This is a genomic window from Maridesulfovibrio sp., from assembly GCF_963666665.1.
Classification (GTDB): Bacteria; Desulfobacterota; Desulfovibrionia; order Desulfovibrionales; family Desulfovibrionaceae; genus Maridesulfovibrio.
Window position 1 is genome coordinate 645,796 of record NZ_OY762999.1, and the last position, 17,762, is coordinate 663,557.

Consider the following 17,762-nt stretch of genomic DNA (forward strand, 5'->3'; position numbering starts at 1 on the left):
GTTGTTTGTCAGAAACTTGGCACGTAAATTGATAACTGGGGCTTATGTGAGTGTTCAACCTTGCGCCTTGGGTTCCGATTGTTTCAGCAAGGTTTTTATTACTCGGTGAGGTTACTACATTAAAATCTCTTAAGGAGCTTACTTAATGGCTAAGAACATGAAAACTATGGATGGTAACACAGCTACTGCTCACGTATCTTATGCGATGAGCGATACTGCTGCCATCTATCCCATCACTCCTTCATCCACCATGGGTGAGGTTGCAGAAGAGTGGGCAGCACAGGGCCGTAAGAACATCTTCGGTCAGGTTCTCAACGTAAAACAGCTTCAGTCTGAAGCTGGTGCCGCCGGTGCCGTTCACGGTGCTCTCGCAGCAGGCGCACTTACTTCTACTTATACTGCATCGCAGGGTCTCCTGCTTATGATCCCCAACATGTACAAAATCTCCGGTGAACTTCTTCCCGGTGTTTTTCATGTTTCCGCCCGTGCACTCGCAGCACAGGCTCTTTCCATCTTCGGTGATCATCAGGACGTAATGGCTTGCCGCCAGACCGGTTTCGCGATGCTGGCATCCAGCTCTGTACAGGAATGTATGGACATCGCCCTTATTTCCCATCTCGCAGCCATCGAATCCAGCGTGCCTTTCCTGCACATGTTCGACGGCTTCCGTACTTCTCATGAAATTCAGAAGATCGAAGTCATCGACTACGAAGACATGAAGTCTCTCGTAGACTGGGATGCAGTTGCAGCTTTCCGCGCAAGAGGAATGAACCCTGAGAACCCCGCCATCCGCGGTACTGCTCAGAACCCTGATATTTACTACCAGGCACGTGAAGCAGCTAACGGTTTCTACGACCAGCTCCCCGGTATCGTAACCAGCTGCATGAAGAAAGTCGGCGACCTTACCGGTCGTTACTACAAGCCTTTCGACTACGTGGGTCACTGCGAAGCTGAAAGAGTTATCGTTGCTATGGGCTCCGGTTGTGAAGCAATTGAAGAAGTTGTTAACAAACTCGTTGCTGAAGGCGAAAAAGTCGGTCTCATCAAAGTCCGCCTGTACCGTCCTTTCCTTACCGAGTACTTCCTCAACGTTCTGCCCGCAACCTGCACCAACATCACTGTACTGGACCGCACCAAAGAGCCCGGCTCCCTCGGCGATCCCCTGTATCAGGATATCTGCACCGCATTCATGGAAAGCGGCATGAGCCCCGTAATCACTGCCGGCCGTTACGGTCTCGGTTCCAAAGAGTTCCGTCCCAACATGGTTAAAGCAGTGTTCGACAACATGAAAGCTGCCGGTCCTAAGAACCACTTCAACGTAGGTATCGAAGACGACGTTACCAATACTTCCCTCGCAGTAGGTCCTGATATGGACACCACTCCCGAAGGAACTGTTCAGTGTAAATTCTGGGGTCTCGGTGCTGACGGTACTGTCGGTGCTAACAAGCAGGCTATTAAAATCATCGGTGACAAAACCGACATGTACGCACAGGGATACTTCGCTTACGACTCCAAGAAGTCCGGCGGTATCACCATGTCTCACCTGCGTTTCGGTCACAGCCCCATTCAGTCCACTTACCTTGTAAGCAGCGCGGACTTCATCGCATGCCACAACTCCAGCTACGTACACCAGTACGACCTGCTTGAAGGCATTAAAGATGGCGGAACCTTCCTGATCAACTCCCCCTGGTCTGCTGAAGACATGGAGAAGGAACTTCCCGCTGAACTGCGCCGCACCATCGCTAAGAAGAACCTCAAGTTCTACACCATCGACGCTGTTAAAATTGCAGCTGAAGTAGGTCTCGGCGGTCGTATCAACATGGTAATGCAGACTGCATTCTTCAAGCTTGCTGATGTTATTCCTTTTGAAGACGCTGTTGCGTACCTCAAAGAATCCATCAAGAAAGCTTACGGCAAGAAAGGTGACAAGATCGTCAACATGAACAATGCTGCTGTTGACCAGGCTGTTGCCAACCTTGTTGAAATCAATGTTCCTGAATCTTGGAAAGACCTCACTGATGGTGAAGTGGCCGTTTCTGATGATCCGGACTATATCAAAAATATCGTTCGTCCCATCCTGGCTCAGAAAGGTGACAACCTGCCTGTCTCCGCTTTTGAGCCTGACGGCCTCGTCCCTCTTTCCACCTCTCAGTACGAAAAACGCGGCGTTGCTATCAACGTTCCCGAATGGCTGCCTGAAAACTGCATTCAGTGTAACCAGTGTGCATTTGTTTGCCCGCACGCAGCTATCCGCCCCGTACTCGTAACTGAAGAAGAGCTGAAAGACGCTCCTGAGTCCTTCGTAGCTGTTGAAGCGAAGGGTAAAGAACTCAAGGGTCTCAAGTACCGCATGCAGGTTTACGCTCAGGACTGCCTCGGTTGCGGTAACTGCGCAGATATCTGCCCCGCAAAGACTCCTGCTCTGGAAATGAAGCCCATCGCTTCCCAGTTGCCTACTGAAGTTCCCAACCTTGATTTTGCCATGACCATTCCTGAAAAGGATGGCCTCATGACCAGAACCACTGTTAAGGGTTCCCAGTTCCAGCGTCCGCTGATGGAATTCTCCGGCGCATGTTCCGGTTGTGGTGAGACTCCCTATGTTAAAGCTCTTACCCAGCTCTTCGGCGAACGCATGATTATTGCTAACGCCACCGGTTGTTCCTCCATCTGGGGTGCATCCGCTCCGACCACTCCTTACTGCACCAACAAGAACGGCCACGGTCCCGCTTGGGGCAACTCCCTGTTCGAAGATGCAGCTGAGTTCGGTTACGGTATCGAAATGGGTATTTCCCACCGCCGTGAAAAACTGGCTGACCTCGTGACTGAAGCTGTCGAATCCGGTGTTCCCGCTGAACTCGAAGCAGACATGAAGGCATGGTTGGAAAACAAAGACAATTCCGCTCTCTCCGAAGAGTACGGTCAGAAAGTTGTGGACGGCATCTACGGTGCTCCCCAGACCGAACTCCTCGCTGAAATCGCTGACATGGAAGACCTGTTCACCAAGAAATCCCTCTGGGTATTCGGTGGTGACGGCTGGGCATACGACATCGGCTTCGGCGGTGTTGACCACGTTCTCGCTTCCGGTCGCGACATCAATATCCTCGTAATGGATACTGAAGTATACTCCAACACCGGTGGTCAGTCCTCCAAGGCAACCCCTCTCGGCTCCATCGCCAAGTTCGCAGCTGGTGGTAAGAACACCGGCAAGAAAGACCTCGGCCGCATGATGATGAGCTACGGTTACGTATACGTTGCTTCCGTATCCATGGGCGCTAACAAGCAGCAGTTCATGAAGGCAATCCAGGAAGCTGAAGCTTACCCCGGTCCGTCTCTCGTAATCTGCTACGCTCCCTGCATCAACCAGGGTATCAGAAAGGGTATGGGTAAAACCCAGCTCGAAATGAAGCTCGCAGTAGATTCCGGTTACTGGCCGCTCTACCGCTACAACCCCCTGCTTGCTGAAGAAGGCAAGAACCCCTTCGTTCTGGAGTCCAAAGCTCCCGACGGAACCATGCAGGAGTTCATGGCCGGCGAAAACCGCTACGGCCTGCTTGAGCGCATCAACCCCGAAGCATCCAAAGAGTACCGCGCTAAAATCGAAAAAGATTATAACGAAAGGTACGAAATCTTGAAATACATGGCTGACGCTGATTACAGCGGAAGCAAATAGCACCACCCGCGCCTGCGGACGGGCCTGCACAGGTGGCCCGTCCGCAGCACCCCCTCTAGCTGCGAATTGTGGAAGGTGTCGTAGTGAGAGGAGGGCAGGGCAGAAGTCTTTTCAACAGACTTACAAAAAAACGTTGAGCCTGTGCCGTACTTATGTGGTATGATGGGAGTGTTCTCATCAGAGTGCGGCAAGAACACAAGTGATTTTTCACTGCTTAAGGAGGAAACATGTCTGTAGGAATTTTAGCCCTCGTTGCGATCATCCCGATCGTACTGGCACTGGTACTGATGGTCGGCATGCGCTGGCCTGCTACTAAAGCTATGCCCGTTGCATGGCTCTCTGCTGTTGCAGGCGCAATCGCCGTCTGGAATCTGCCCGCAGCTTACGTTGCTGCTCTTACCGTTCACGGTTTCATTACCGCTATCGGTGTCCTGATCATTGTATTCGGGGCAATCATCATTCTTTACACCCTGCAATATTCCGGCGGTATGGAAACCATTCAGTACGGTTTTCAGGGTATCAGCCGTGACCGCCGTGTACAGGTAATTATCATCGGTTATCTGTTCGCAGCATTCATCGAAGGTGCCGCAGGTTTCGGTACTCCCGCAGCTCTGGCAGCTCCGCTGCTCCTCAGCCTCGGGTTCCCCCCCCTGTGTGCAGTAGTAATGTGTCTGGTATTCAACTCCTTTCCTGTAACCTTCGGTGCTGTTGGTACCCCGGTTATCCTTGGTATGAAATACCTGACTTCTTATGTTGATCAGGCTGTTGCAGCTGCAGTTCCCGGTCTGAACTTCCACTCCATGGAAGCTTTCGATGCTATCATCGGCCAGTGGTCTACTGTAATGCACCTGCCCATGATTTACATCCTGCCCATCTTCATGCTCGGCTTCATGACCCGTTTCTTCGGTGAAAACAAGAGCTGGTCTGAAGGTTTTGGAGCATGGAAATTCTCTCTTTTCGCATCTACCGCTTTCACCGTACCTTACCTCTTCACTGCATGGTTCGTAGGCCCCGAATTTCCTTCCCTTATCGGTGGTCTCGTTGGTCTCGGTATTGCTGTCTTCGGTGCTAAAAACGGTTTCTGCGTGCCTGAAAAAACTTGGGACTTCGGCGCACCCTCCACTTGGGATGCTGAATGGACCGGTTCCGTATCTGCAGAAAACTCCGGTGAATTTAAAGCTCACATGAGCCAGTTCAAGGCATGGACCCCTTACATCCTTATCGGTCTCATCCTTGTTATCACCCGTATTCCTGAGCTCGGCCTCAAAGGCATGCTCGCAGGTGTTGCAATTCCCTTTAAGAACATCCTCGGTTTTGCATCTGTAAACAACTCCATCAAGGTTCTGTACCTCCCCGGTACCATTCCTTTTGCACTGGTTGCAGTACTGACCATCTTCATCCACGGCATGCCTGCTGATAAAGCAGCTACCGCTTGGAAAGAAGCAATTGCAAAAATGAAGAACCCCACCATCGCACTGTTCTTCTCCGTAGCGCTGGTATCCATCTTCCGCGGTTCCGGTATTGCCGATGCAGCACTGAACCCCAACGGTTACATGTCCATGCCTCTGGCACTTGCTGAAGCTGTATCCGGCCTCGCAGGTCAGACCTGGCCCATGTTCGCATCCTTCGTTGGTGGTCTCGGTTCCTTCATCACCGGTTCCAACACTGTCTCCGACCTGCTCTTCGCTGAATTCCAGTGGGGTGTAGCGGCACAGCTCGAACTGCCCCGTCAGATCATTGTATCTGCTCAGGCTGTTGGTGGCGCAATGGGTAACATGATCTGCATTCACAACATCGTTGCAGCATGTGCAGTTGTCGGCCTCTCCGGTATGGAAGGCGCAATCCTCAAGCGTACCGTATGGCCCTTCCTCGTATACGGTGTAGTTGTAGGTGTTATTGCTTGTGTACTTTCCTTCGTGATGTACCCGACTCTGTTCTAATTAAATAACGTCCCCTCAGGGCCGGAGACGGCTCCGGCCCTGAGAGTTTGATTAGTTCAGATTGATTCATATAAATGATTGTTTTTTAGATTCAGGAGCAAAAAAAACATGTCCAACGCTAACTTAGCAAAAGACTTTGAAAAGATTGTAGGTGCTGGAAATGTCATGCACGAAGAGGCTGACCTCCATGCGTACTCTTACGATTCCGCGGTACTCGATCCCCAGGTGCCCTCACTCGTAGTTAAACCTACCACCACCGAACAGCTTGGTCCTGTAACCAGGCTTTGTAATGAGCACGGCCTGCCCATGACCGTTCGCGGCGCAGGAACCAACCTCTCCGGCGGTACCATTCCCCATCCCGGCGGTGTTGTTGTTCTGACAAACGGTCTCAACAGAATCCTCGAAATCAACGAGCAGGACCTCTACGCAGTAGTAGAACCCGGTGTTGTAACTGCACAGTTTGCAGCACAGGTTGCTTCTAAAGGACTTTTCTATCCCCCGGATCCGGGTTCCCAGGCTGTTTCCACCATCGGTGGTAACGTTGCGGAGAACGCAGGCGGACTCCGCGGACTTAAATACGGTGTTACCAAAGATTACGTCATGGGCATGGATTTCTATGATGTAAACGGTGACCTGATCAAATCCGGTTCCCGCACAGTTAAATGTGTAACCGGTTACAACCTTGCAGGCCTTATGGTCGCTTCCGAAGGAACTCTGGGTGTGTTCTCCAACATTATCCTCAAGCTCGTTCCGCCGCCGAAGGCATCCAAGGCTATGATGGCAGTGTTCCCCGATGTACACAAAGCATCTGAAACAGTTGCTTCCATCATCTCCAACCACATTGTTCCTTGTACTCTGGAATTCCTTGATAATTCCACCATTCGTTACGTGGAAGACTTCACTAAAGCCGGTTTGCCCACCGATGCCGGTGCAATCCTGCTCATCGAAGTTGACGGTCATCAGGCTGAAGTCATCGAAGATGCGGAAAAGGTTGTTAATATTTGTAAGAAATGCGGTGCTAACGAAGTTAAGATGGCTGAAACCGCTGAAGAGCGTGAAGCTCTCTGGACTGCTCGTCGTAACGCTCTGCCTGCTCTCGCACGTGCGAAACCGACTACTGTTCTCGAAGATGCTACCGTTCCCCGTTCCCAGATTCCTGCAATGATGGAAGGTCTGGAAAAGATTGCTGCTAAGTACAAAATCGACATCGGAACCTTCGGTCACGCCGGTGATGGTAACCTTCACCCCACCATTCTCTGCGATAACCGTAACAAAGAAGAGTTCCACCGCGTAGAAGAAGCAGTTAACGAAATCTTTGATGTTGCTCTTTCCCTCAAGGGAACCCTTTCCGGCGAGCACGGAATCGGTATGGCAAAATCCAAGTGGATGGAAAAAGAAACTTCCAAGGCTACCCTTGAGTACTCCTTGAAAATGAAGCGTGCTATTGATCCTAAGGGCATTCTGAACCCCACCAAGATCATCGGAGACGTATAGCATGGAAGATCTCAAGCAATTAGCTAAAAACCTCATGGAGCTGGATGACCAGATGGTCGCCTGCATGAAGTGCGGTATGTGTCAGGCCGTGTGTCCTGTTTTCGCCGAAACCATGCGGGAAGCTGATGTGACCCGCGGCAAGATTGCTCTCCTTGAGAAGCTTGCCCACGAAATGGTTAAGGACGCTGATCAGGTTAACGAAAAGCTTAACAGATGCCTTCTTTGCGGCTCCTGTGCGGCTAACTGTCCTTCCGGCGTTAAGATTATGGACATCTTCATGAAGGCGCGTGTTATCGTTACCTCCTACAAGGGACTTTCTCCCGCTAAGAAGATGATTTTCAAGGGACTGCTTACCCGTCCCAAGCTCTTTAACACTCTGACCGAAATGAGTGCGAAGTTTCAGGGCCCGTTTGCAAAAATCGCCGACCAGGCCTCCGGTGCTGCGAGCTGTGCCATGCTGAACCCGCTTCTCGGTGAACGTCACTTCATGCCTCTGGCCAAAAGACCTTTCCGCAAGGATTATCCTGAACTGGATACTCCCCGCGGCAAGAGCGGCCTCAAGGTAGCTTTCTACCCCGGCTGTGTTGTGGACAAGATGTTCCCCAAAGTCGGTCATGCGGCAATCAAGATTCTTGAACACCACGGCGTTGGAATCTTCCTGCCCAAGGGACAGGCATGTTGCGGTATCCCCACACTGGCCTCCGGTGATGCTGATACCATGGTTGCGCTCATGAAACAGAACATTAAGGCTTTCGAAAACGGAACCTTTGATTATCTGGTGACTCCCTGTGCTACCTGCACAGCGACCCTGCATGAAACCTGGCCTAAAATGATTGATAATGAAGATCCTGTTTTTGTAGAAAAAGTTAAGGATCTCGCAGCTAAGACTATGGACATTAACGCATTCCTCGTTGATATCGTGGGCGTTAAGGCTCCTGCAGAACCCAAGAAGGGTGGTAAAGTCGTCACCTACCACGACCCTTGCCACCTCTCTAAGTCACTTGGCGTTACTGCACAGCCCCGTACCTTGCTGAAGCAGAATGAAAACTATGAGTTCAAGGAAATGAACGAAGCCAACCGTTGCTGCGGCTGCGGTGGTTCCTTCAACCTTTACCACTACGACCTCTCCAAGAGCATCGGTGAGCGCAAGGCAGGAAATGTCCGCGCTGCAGGTGCACAGGTTGCGGCAACTGGTTGCCCTGCATGCATGATGCAGCTCGGTGACATGTTGTCCCAGACCGGCGGTGGAGTAGAGGTGAAACACGTTCTTGAAATCTACGCCGATTCCCTGAAGTAGTATACAAAAGTAGTCCAGAATGATTTCATTCTGGACTACTTCACTAAAAAAAGTTCAAATAGGGATTGGCTGGAAGCAATTTTCCGGGTTAGTAGGATCGTCCAAGTTCAGATCCGGCCCAAGATTAACTAAATGAAATAGCGTGGACTCTTCAAATGCGGCTCTGAAGGTTCCAGCCGTTCACGCTTTACACAGGAGATAATCCCAGTGTCTAAAAACCTTTACATCACAGCCACCGAAGAGAAGAGCGGTAAATCTGCCATTGCTCTCGGCGTGATGCAACTGTTGCTGAGAGACCTGCAGCATGTCGCCATCTTCCGTCCTATCATTAATGATAACCAGACCGGTTCCCGTGATCACGATATCAATCTGATCATGGAATACTTCAATCTGGATATCAAATATGAAGACACCTACGCTTACACTCTGAAGGAAGCACGTGAACTCATCAACAGCGGCAAACACTCCCTGCTGCTGGAGAATATTCTCAACAAGTACAGCCAGCTTGAAGAGAAATATGATTTCGTGCTTTGCGAAGGAACCGACTTTCAGGGCAAAGACCAGAACTTCGAGTTTGATATCAACGCGGAAATTGCCGCTAACCTCAGCTGCCCCGTTCTTCTTGTTGCAAACGGAAGAGGGAAGAGCGCTGACGACATTATCGCATCCACCCAGCTTGTTATTGATGCACTCGAAGACAAGGGCGTAGACACCGTAGCCGCAATTATCAACAGGCTTACTGCTACAGGCGATGAGAAGAAAGAAATTCTTTCCAGCATCAAATGCAAAACCAGATGTACTCAGGAGCTTCTCGTTTACGGTATTGATGAGAACGAAAGCCTCGGCAACCCCAGCATGAACGATGTTCGCAAATGGCTGAACGGTTCCGTACTGTACGGCCACGGAAGACTTGATACTCTCGTTGATGACTATGTTATCGCCGCTATGCGTATCGGCAACTTCCTTGAGTACATTGAAGACGGCAGCCTTATCATCACTCCCGGTGACCGCTCCGATATCATTCTGAGCTCTCTGGCTTCCCGTCTTTCCAGCTCTTTTCCGGATATTTCCGGTATCCTGCTTACCGGTGGCCTGCAGCCCAGTGCATCCGTACATCGCCTGATCGAAGGGTGGACCGGTGTTCCTACTCCTATCCTTTCCGTAAACACCAACACCTATCGTACCACCCAGTTGCTGAGCGAACTGTACGGAAGAATTGATCCTGACGATCAGCGCAAGACTGCTTCTGCTCTCGGTACCTTTGAATCAAATGTAAAGACTGATGAACTCAGACATCGTCTGATCACCAGCAAGTCCAGCAAAGTTACTCCCAAGATGTTCGAGTACAAGCTGGTTCAGAAGGCAAAAGCCAACAAGCAGACCATCGTACTGCCTGAAGGAACAAGTGAAAGGGTTCTTCGTGCAGCTGATATCCTTACCCGCCGCGGCGTTGCAGATATCGTTCTGCTTGGTAAGGCAGATGAAGTTGCCGGTAAGATTTCCCAGCTTGGCCTTGAAATGAACAATGTGCGTATCCTTGATCCCGAGTCCGCACCTCAGTTCGATGATTACTGCGAAACCTACTTCAAGCTTCGTGAACACAAAGGCATCCGCATGTCCGATGCACGTGACCGCATGCTTGATCCCACTTACTTTGCATCTATGATGGTTCATAAGGGTGATGCAGACGGTATGGTTTCCGGTTCCATCACCACCACTGCCCAGACTATCCGTCCCGCTTTCGAGTTCATCAAGACCAAGCCCGGTGCGTCCATCGTATCCAGTGTATTCCTGATGTGCCTCAAAGATAAGGTGCTGGTCTTCGGTGACTGCGCTGTTAACCCGAACCCCAATGCGGAACAGCTTGCCGAGATCGCTCTGAACTCTGCTGAAACCGCAAAGATCTTCGGTGTTGAACCCCGCGTGGCTCTCATGTCTTACTCCACCGGTCAGTCCGGCAAGGGTGCTGACGTTGAGAAGGTTAAGGAAGCAGTAAAAATCGCCAAGGAACGCAACCCCGAATTGAAGCTCGAAGGTCCTATCCAGTACGATGCGGCTATCGATCCTTCCGTAGCGAAAACCAAGCTTCCGGATAGTGAAGTTGCAGGCCAGGCAACCGTTTTTATTTTCCCGGATCTTAATACTGGCAATAATACTTATAAAGCTGTACAACGCTCCGCCGAGCAGTCAGTCGCGATCGGCCCTGTACTTCAGGGTCTCAATAAGCCTGTGAACGACCTGTCAAGAGGCTGCACTGTTCCGGATATTGTTAATACTGTCGCAATCACAGCAATTCAGGCTCAGGCCGAAAAAGGACTTATTTAATGAAAATCTTAGTTATTAACGCTGGTTCCTCTTCTATCAAGTACCAGCTTCTGGACATGTCTACCGGTAATGATCTTGCTTCCGGTATCGTTGAACGTATCGGTGAAGAGATGGGTAGCATCTCCTATAAAACCGGTGAGAAATACACCGCTGAACAGCCTTTCCCCACTCACAGGGAAGGTATGGTTGAAGTCATCAACCTGCTGACCTCTGCTGATAAAGGTGTTGTTAAAGACAAAGCTGAAATCGCAGCTATCGGTCACCGCATTGTTCACGGTGGTGAGCTTTTCTTCGAGCCCGTTGAAATCGACGATAAAGTTCTGCAGGGTATTCGCGATTGTATTCCTCTCGCACCTCTGCACAACCCCGGTCACGTTATCGGTATTGAAACCGCTATGAACTGTTCCCCGGTGTAAGACAGGTTGCCGTATTCGACACCTCTTTCCATCAGACCATGGAACCCAAAGCATACATGTACGGTGTTCCTTACGAGTACTACGAAAACTGGGGCCTCAGAAGATACGGTGCGCACGGCACTTCCCACAAGTTCGTTGCCCGTGAAACCGCTAAACTTCTGGGTAAGCCTCTTGAAGAATCCAACATCATTACTGTTCACCTCGGTAACGGAGCTTCCATTTCCGCAGTTAAGAACGGTAAGTGCTACGACACTTCCATGGGCCTGACCCCTCTCGGCGGTATCATCATGGGTACCCGTTGCGGTGACATCGACCCCGCAATCGTAGGTTTCATTGCTGAAAGAACCAAAGAGAGCGCTGCTGAAGTTGTTGCTACCCTGACCAACGAATCCGGTCTTAAAGGTATCTGCGGTTCCAACGACCTGCGTGATATCCACGCCCGTATCGCAGAAGGCGACGAAAAAGCTAAACTCGCTCTGGACATGGCTTGCCACCGCGTACGTCAGTTCATCGGTGCCTATGCATTCGAACTTGGCCGTGTAGATGCCATCGTATTTACCGCAGGTATCGGTGAAAACGACGAAGTTTACCGTGCTAATTGCCTCTCCGGCCTTGAAAACTTCGGCATCACCATCAACAAAGAAAAGAACGAAAACTGGGATAGAACTCCCTCCTTCATCAGTGAAGACGACGGTGCTGTAAAGGTAGCTATCATCGGCACTAATGAAGAACTCGAAATCGCTAACGATACTGTCAAGGTTCTCGGACTGTAGACAAGTATATATTGTAAAAGAAACCGGGGTGAAGTGTGGAAGACTTCACCCCGGTAGAAGAATGGACAGGCGTCTTTATTTTTTGTGACAACCGAAAATTCATATTGATGAATTTGATAGGCGCATCACTAAGAAGCACTGCCTGAAGGAAACGGTCCGTAGCAGCCTTGAAGGAATGGCTGTGCCGCCGATCTTGTGGAAGGGATAAGGCGGTTTTACGGAAATATTAACGGACAATGTGTGGAAAACACCGTCCATCGTATTTGGGGGAAAAATGACAGCTAAATCTGAAAGTGTAAAGCTTTTTACCGATAAAGCTGAACTTGTGTCTGCTGTAGTAACAGAGATTTCTTCTCTGGATGAAGCATACAAGTACACAATGGATCTCTGCGGAAAAAAAGAAGCCTGTAAAATGCTTATTTCCGGTTGTGAACAGAACCTCTCCAGCAAGGCTGAGCAGCTCTGTGCAACTAAAATCGGCAAAACCATCGTCGCTCCAGCTCTGGCTAAAAAAGAAGCCGCAGCGCTTGAAAAGCAGTGCGAAGAAAACGGTTTTACCCTGATTAAAGACAGCGTCCGTAACCATCTCGGCGGCATTGATATCGCATTTACCTATGCTGACCACGGCATTGCCGAGACCGGAACCATCGTAGTCAACTGTCCCAGTGAAGAATTGAGACTTGCCACCATGATCAGTGAAGTTCACGTAGCAGTTCTGCCCAAGTCCAAGCTTGTGGAGAATTCTTACGATCTCGAGTCATGGATGGAAGGCAACATGATGAAAGGTGATTACACCGCATTCATCACCGGTGCCAGCCGTACTGCCGACATTGAGCGCGTTCTCGCTATCGGTGTTCACGGTCCCCTTGAACTTCATATTCTTCTTCTGGAGGACTAATCATGCAGGACGCTAAGAATCTTAAAGAATACAGGAAAGAGATCAGGGAATCCCTTGATAACGATTTTCTTAGAACCGCAATGGATAAATTTGCTGTTGCCTATCGCGGCAGCCGCGCCAATGCGTTTAAAGATATGGACGAAAAAGCTCTGATCCGTGAAATCGCAGATGCTAAAGATGCAGCTGCCCAGAGGATCGACGAACTTTTCGCCAAGTTTAAAGAAGAAGCAGAAAAGCGCGGTGCTGTAGTTCACCTTGCCAAGGATGCTAAAGAAGCCAATGAAATCATCGGCCGCATCGCTGTTGAGGAAAACTGCAAGACTATCGTCAAATCCAAGTCCATGACTGCGGAAGAGACCCTGCTCAACCACCATCTTGAAGATGATCTCAACCTCAAGGTTGTTGAAACCGACCTTGGTGAGTGGATCATTCAGATGCGTCATGAAGGTCCTTCCCACATGGTTATGCCTGCGATTCACCTTTCCCGTCATCAGGTCAGCGACCTTTTCTCTGACGTGACCGGCCAGAAGCAGGGTGATGATGTTCAGGCACTTGTTAAGGTTGCCCGTCGCGAACTTCGTCAGGCTTTTGTTGATGCTGATATGGGCATCTCCGGCGGTAACTTTGCTATCGCCGAAACCGGTTCCATCGGTCTGGTTACCAACGAAGGTAACGCCCGTCTGGTTACCACCCTGCCCAGAGTTCATGTAGCTCTCATGGGTCTCGATAAACTGACTCCCAAACTTCATGACGCTCTGCGCGTGCTGAAAGCACTGCCCCGTAACGCTACCGGGCAGGCAATCACCTCTTATGTTACCTGGATCACCGGGTCCAACGAGTGTGCTGCGGCTGAGGATGACAGGAAGAAAGTGCACTTCGTGTTTTTGGACAATGGAAGACGCGCTCTCGCAAAGGACCCGGTGTTCTCTCAAGTTCATCGTTGCGTACGCTGTGGCGCATGCGCCAACGTTTGTCCTGTCTACCGTATGGTCGGCGGCCACAAAATGGGCCATATCTATATCGGGGCTATCGGCCTCATCCTTACCTACTTCTACCACGGTACTGAGAAGGCTAAGAACCTTGTTCAAAACTGCATCAACTGTGGAGCATGTAAGGAAATCTGTGCAGGTGGAATTGACCTGCCCGGCCTGATCAAAGACATTCAGGCCCGCATTCTGGAAGAAGAAGGACATCCCATGTACTCCTCCTTCCTCGCGAAGATGATGAAGAACCGTAAACTGTTCCACAAGTTCCTGCGCATCGCCAAGACTGCACAGAAACCTGTGAAGGGTAAAGACGGTTTCATGCGTCACCTGCCCATGATCTTCATGCCTGATCATGATTTCAGGGCACTGCCTACCGTTGCTGAAGTTCCCTTCCGTGACATGTGGGCCAAGGTACAGCCTGCAAAGGTTGCCGCTCCCAAGTACAAAGTCGGTCTTTTCTCCGGTTGCGTACAGGACTTCGTATACCCCGAACAGTCTGTTGCGACTGTAGAAAGTATGCGTAACAAAGGTGTTAACCTCGAATTCCCCATGGATCAGTCCTGCTGCGGTCTGCCGCTGCAGATGATGGGTGAAGTGACTGCCGCAAGGGATGTTGCTATCCAGAACATGGAAGCTTTCGAAGGTACTGACTGCGATTACATCCTGACCATGTGTGCCTCCTGTGCATCCCACCTGAAGCACAACTATATGAAGATGCTCGGCAAAGATCCCCAGTACGCAACCCGTGTAAAGGAATTTGCCGACAAGGTCATCGACTATAGCTCCTTCATGAACGATGTACTCGGTGTTGAAAAAGAAGACTTCCTTGATTCTGCCGGTGAAGCAGTAACCTATCACGCTCCCTGCCACCTCTGTCGCGGTCTGGATGTTAAAGCCGCTCCCCGCGAACTGATGGCTAAAGCTGGATTGGACTACAAGGAAAGTGCTGAAGAAGAAGTATGCTGCGGTTTTGGTGGAACCTACTCTGTGAAGTTCCCCAAGATTTCTGAACAGCTGCTTCAGAAGAAAGTTAATAATGCGAAGGAAAGCGGTGCAAAAATACTGCTTACTGACTGCCCCGGCTGTGTAATGCAGATACGTGGTGGAGCCAAAAAGCAGGGTGTTGACCTCGAAGTTAAACACATTGCTGAATATATGGCAGCTCGCAGAAAATAAACATGACACACGCTCACTGTCCGCGACTTTGTTTGCCGGTCGCGGACAGTGGTTTAAGCTGCGGCATGTAATAATGCCTCCAAACCCGGTACCTTCACCTCGCAACTGAAAACGCCGGTTACAGGCCGCACATCTAAGGCTTTTCCATTCGCTCGCCCGATGGAAAAGCCTTTTTTATGATCATGTCAGCAAGAGTTTCACGATGTCGTTTTTCTCTTTTTATTTGAATATGCAAGCTGCCAAAGTCTTATGTTCTGTTGTTATGTTGACGATATATGTGTATCGTGACTCTTGAGTTGTAGAATTTGAGGGCTGGCACATGGTGACTTTGTAAATATGTGCGTCAGGGGTAATCCCGAATTTGAATTTTGGAGAGTGATATGTTGAAGAATTTATCGATTGGCGGACGGTTTGTGTTGTTGTTGGCCTCAACGCTTGTGTTTATCATAATCTGTGGCGGAATGTTTCTTTTAGAGATTAATTCTGTTGTCGGTATAGGAATTCACGAAGTTGAAACCGGCATGATGCAAGGACATAAGGATAAAATTAAAGTAGCTACAAATGCAGCCGCTGATATGCTGGGTGCGCACCTTAAAGATATTGATACTGAAGATGAAAAAATTGCTTATGTGCGCAAGGTAGTAGATAACTTCCGTTTTGAAAAAGATAAGTCGGGATATTTCTTTGTGTACCGTGGAACTAACGTTGTTACTGTCCCCACAAAAAAGTCATTGCAAGGTAAGGATTTAAGCGGAGCAAAAGATAAAAATGGTGTGTTCTTTGTAAAAGAACTTGCAAATGCTGCCCATGATGGAGGCGGGTTTGTCGAGTATGTATTTGATAAACCAGGTAAAGGACTCCAGCCTAAGCTGGCGTATTCGACAATGATCCCTGGAAGTGATTTATGGATCGGAACCGGCGTTTATATTGATAATGTTGATGCTGAAAAAGCACGAATCAATCAGGAACTTGGTGAGGCCGTCAAGAAGGAAACACTAAGAATTGTATTGATTATGTTAGGTTTGTTGCTTTTTGCCCTTACTCCGCTTTGCATCGTTATCGTCCGTTCTATTGTTAATCCTGTAAAGGACGCTACTGATGCTGCAAGCCGTGTTGCCGAAGGCGATCTGACCATTACCCTCAATCCGACCGGTAGAAGTGAAATTTCCACTCTGCAGCGGGCTATTAATACCATGACCACCACGCTCGATGAGAACCTTACTGATATTAAACGTAAGGAAGCTGAGTCTGCTGAACAGGCTCGAGTTGCTCAAAAAATGGCTGCCGAGGCAGAAGAGGCCCGTCAGCAGGCAGAAGGTGCTAAGCGTGAAGGGATGTTGGCTGCGGCCACTAAGCTTGAGTCAGTTCTGAATAATATCGTGAAAATCTCTCGCGATGTTGAAAGATCTACCAATGAAATTATGAACGGCAGTGAATTTCAGAAGCAGCGTATTGCTGAAACAGCAACTGCCATGGAAGAAATGAACGCCACTGTTCTCGAAGTTGCCCGAAACGCCACCGAGACTAACGAAGATACTGAGCAGACCAGAGATAAGGCTACCGAAGGGCAGAGTGTGGTTCAGGGAACTATTGAGTCTATGGTCGCCATTCAGGGCCAGACCAATGAGCTGGAAAGGCTTATGGATCAGCTTAATACCCAGTCCATTGAGATCGGAAATGTTATGAGCGTGATTAACGATATCGCCGACCAGACCAACTTGCTGGCATTGAACGCAGCCATTGAGGCAGCCCGTGCCGGTGAAGCCGGAAGAGGATTTGCTGTTGTTGCGGATGAAGTTCGTAAACTGGCTGAAAAGACCATCGGTGCTACTGACGAGGTTGATAAGTCCATTTCTTCCATTCAGGGACTCGCGAAGCAGAACATTGAGGGTATGCGTACTGCGGTTTCGGCAATTGGCGGAGCAACCGAACACTCCCGTGCTTCCGGTGAGGTACTTTCTGAGATTGTAAAACTGGCCTCAAATGCCGCAGGACAGGTGCAGTCTATTGCTACTGCAGCAGAAGAGCAGTCAGCAACTTCCGATGAGATTAATCGCAGCATATCTGAGATTGATTCCATGACTGAAGATAACGCACGTAACAGCATGCTTGCTGCTGAAGCAGCCACTGACCTCTCCCGCGAGGTTGATGCATTGGTTGCTTTGGTGGAAGAACTTAGAAGTTAAGTTTATTTGAGCTTGTGGAGCCTGTAAAAATAGGCTCTAATGCAGCTTCAAAATACATAATCCATTGTCCTGTTCTTCATATGCACTTAAGGAACGGAGGAAAAATGATCAAACATATCGTAATGTGGAACTTGAAAGAGGAAGCTGCCGGAGCATCCGCTGCTGAAAATGGAGTTAAGGTCAAAGAAATGATCGAGGCTCTTAATGGTAAAATAGACGAGCTCAAGCATGTTGAAGTCAGTGTGGATGTTTTTGAAGCCACACAGAAGTGGGATTTAGTGCTTTATTCTGAATTTGACAACAAGGAAGACCTTCAGGCTTATGCAGTACATCCTCTACATCAGGAATGTGTTGCATTCATCAAAGAAGTAGTCTCTTCACGAGACGCAATAGATTATGTAATTTAAATATAGCTGGATACGCTTTAAAAGGCCGAAGACGATATGTCTTCGGCCTTTTTTGTTGCTGGTGTTTCCAATAGTAATGCTTATATTTATAAAAGGAGATGTTTTGAGTGGAGAAAAAATGCACTAGTGTATGTTTTAAGAAAATAATGTTTCGCAAAATTGTTATTAAAAAAATTGAATTTCTCCACTAAAGG

At 49.3% G+C, this 17,762-nt stretch carries 9 protein-coding genes and 1 pseudogene; all 10 read left to right on the top strand.

The window, feature by feature from the left end; genetic code table 11:
- The first annotated feature begins 145 nt into the window (after positions 1–145).
- The 10 genes and pseudogenes from nifJ to ACKU40_RS02915 all read left to right on the top strand — a co-directional run bounded on the left by nifJ (position 146) and on the right by ACKU40_RS02915 (position 17,568).
- Complete coding sequence (gene nifJ, locus ACKU40_RS02870; protein ID WP_320175026.1) at positions 146–3,670, top strand: pyruvate:ferredoxin (flavodoxin) oxidoreductase; 3,525 nt, start codon at positions 146–148, stop codon at positions 3,668–3,670.
- Between the two features lie 227 nt (positions 3,671–3,897).
- Positions 3,898–5,610 carry an L-lactate permease gene (locus ACKU40_RS02875; RefSeq protein ID WP_320175027.1) on the top strand — a complete coding sequence of 571 codons (1,713 nt, stop codon included), beginning with the start codon at positions 3,898–3,900 and terminating at the stop codon, positions 5,608–5,610.
- 108 nt (positions 5,611–5,718) lie between these two features.
- Positions 5,719–7,104, top strand: a complete 1,386-nt coding sequence (locus ACKU40_RS02880) for an FAD-linked oxidase C-terminal domain-containing protein (RefSeq protein ID WP_320175028.1) — start codon at positions 5,719–5,721, stop codon at positions 7,102–7,104.
- 1 nt (position 7,105) lies between these two features.
- Positions 7,106–8,401, top strand: a complete 1,296-nt coding sequence (locus ACKU40_RS02885) for a (Fe-S)-binding protein (RefSeq protein ID WP_320175029.1) — start codon at positions 7,106–7,108, stop codon at positions 8,399–8,401.
- A gap of 207 nt (positions 8,402–8,608) precedes the next feature.
- Positions 8,609–10,726: a phosphate acetyltransferase gene (pta, locus tag ACKU40_RS02890; protein ID WP_320175030.1), complete on the top strand. Its 2,118-nt coding sequence runs from the start codon at positions 8,609–8,611 to the stop codon at positions 10,724–10,726.
- Positions 10,726–11,915, top strand: a pseudogene (locus ACKU40_RS02895) (acetate kinase). The gene pta and the pseudogene ACKU40_RS02895 overlap by 1 nt, the downstream one beginning before the upstream one ends.
- 274 nt (positions 11,916–12,189) lie before the next feature.
- Positions 12,190–12,813 carry a lactate utilization protein gene (locus tag ACKU40_RS02900; RefSeq protein ID WP_320175031.1) on the top strand — a complete coding sequence of 208 codons (624 nt, stop codon included), beginning with the start codon at positions 12,190–12,192 and terminating at the stop codon, positions 12,811–12,813.
- Between the two features lie 2 nt (positions 12,814–12,815).
- Entirely contained in the window at positions 12,816–14,975 is a 2,160-nt protein-coding gene (ldhH, locus tag ACKU40_RS02905; protein WP_320175032.1) for an L-lactate dehydrogenase (quinone) large subunit LdhH, read from the top strand.
- Positions 14,976–15,355: 380 nt separating this feature from the next.
- Positions 15,356–17,161: a methyl-accepting chemotaxis protein gene (locus tag ACKU40_RS02910; RefSeq protein ID WP_320175033.1), complete on the top strand. Its 1,806-nt coding sequence runs from the start codon at positions 15,356–15,358 to the stop codon at positions 17,159–17,161.
- A 104-nt stretch (positions 17,162–17,265) separates the two neighbouring features.
- Complete coding sequence (locus tag ACKU40_RS02915; protein ID WP_320175034.1) at positions 17,266–17,568, top strand: Dabb family protein; 303 nt, start codon at positions 17,266–17,268, stop codon at positions 17,566–17,568.
- Positions 17,569–17,762 lie beyond the last annotated feature (194 nt).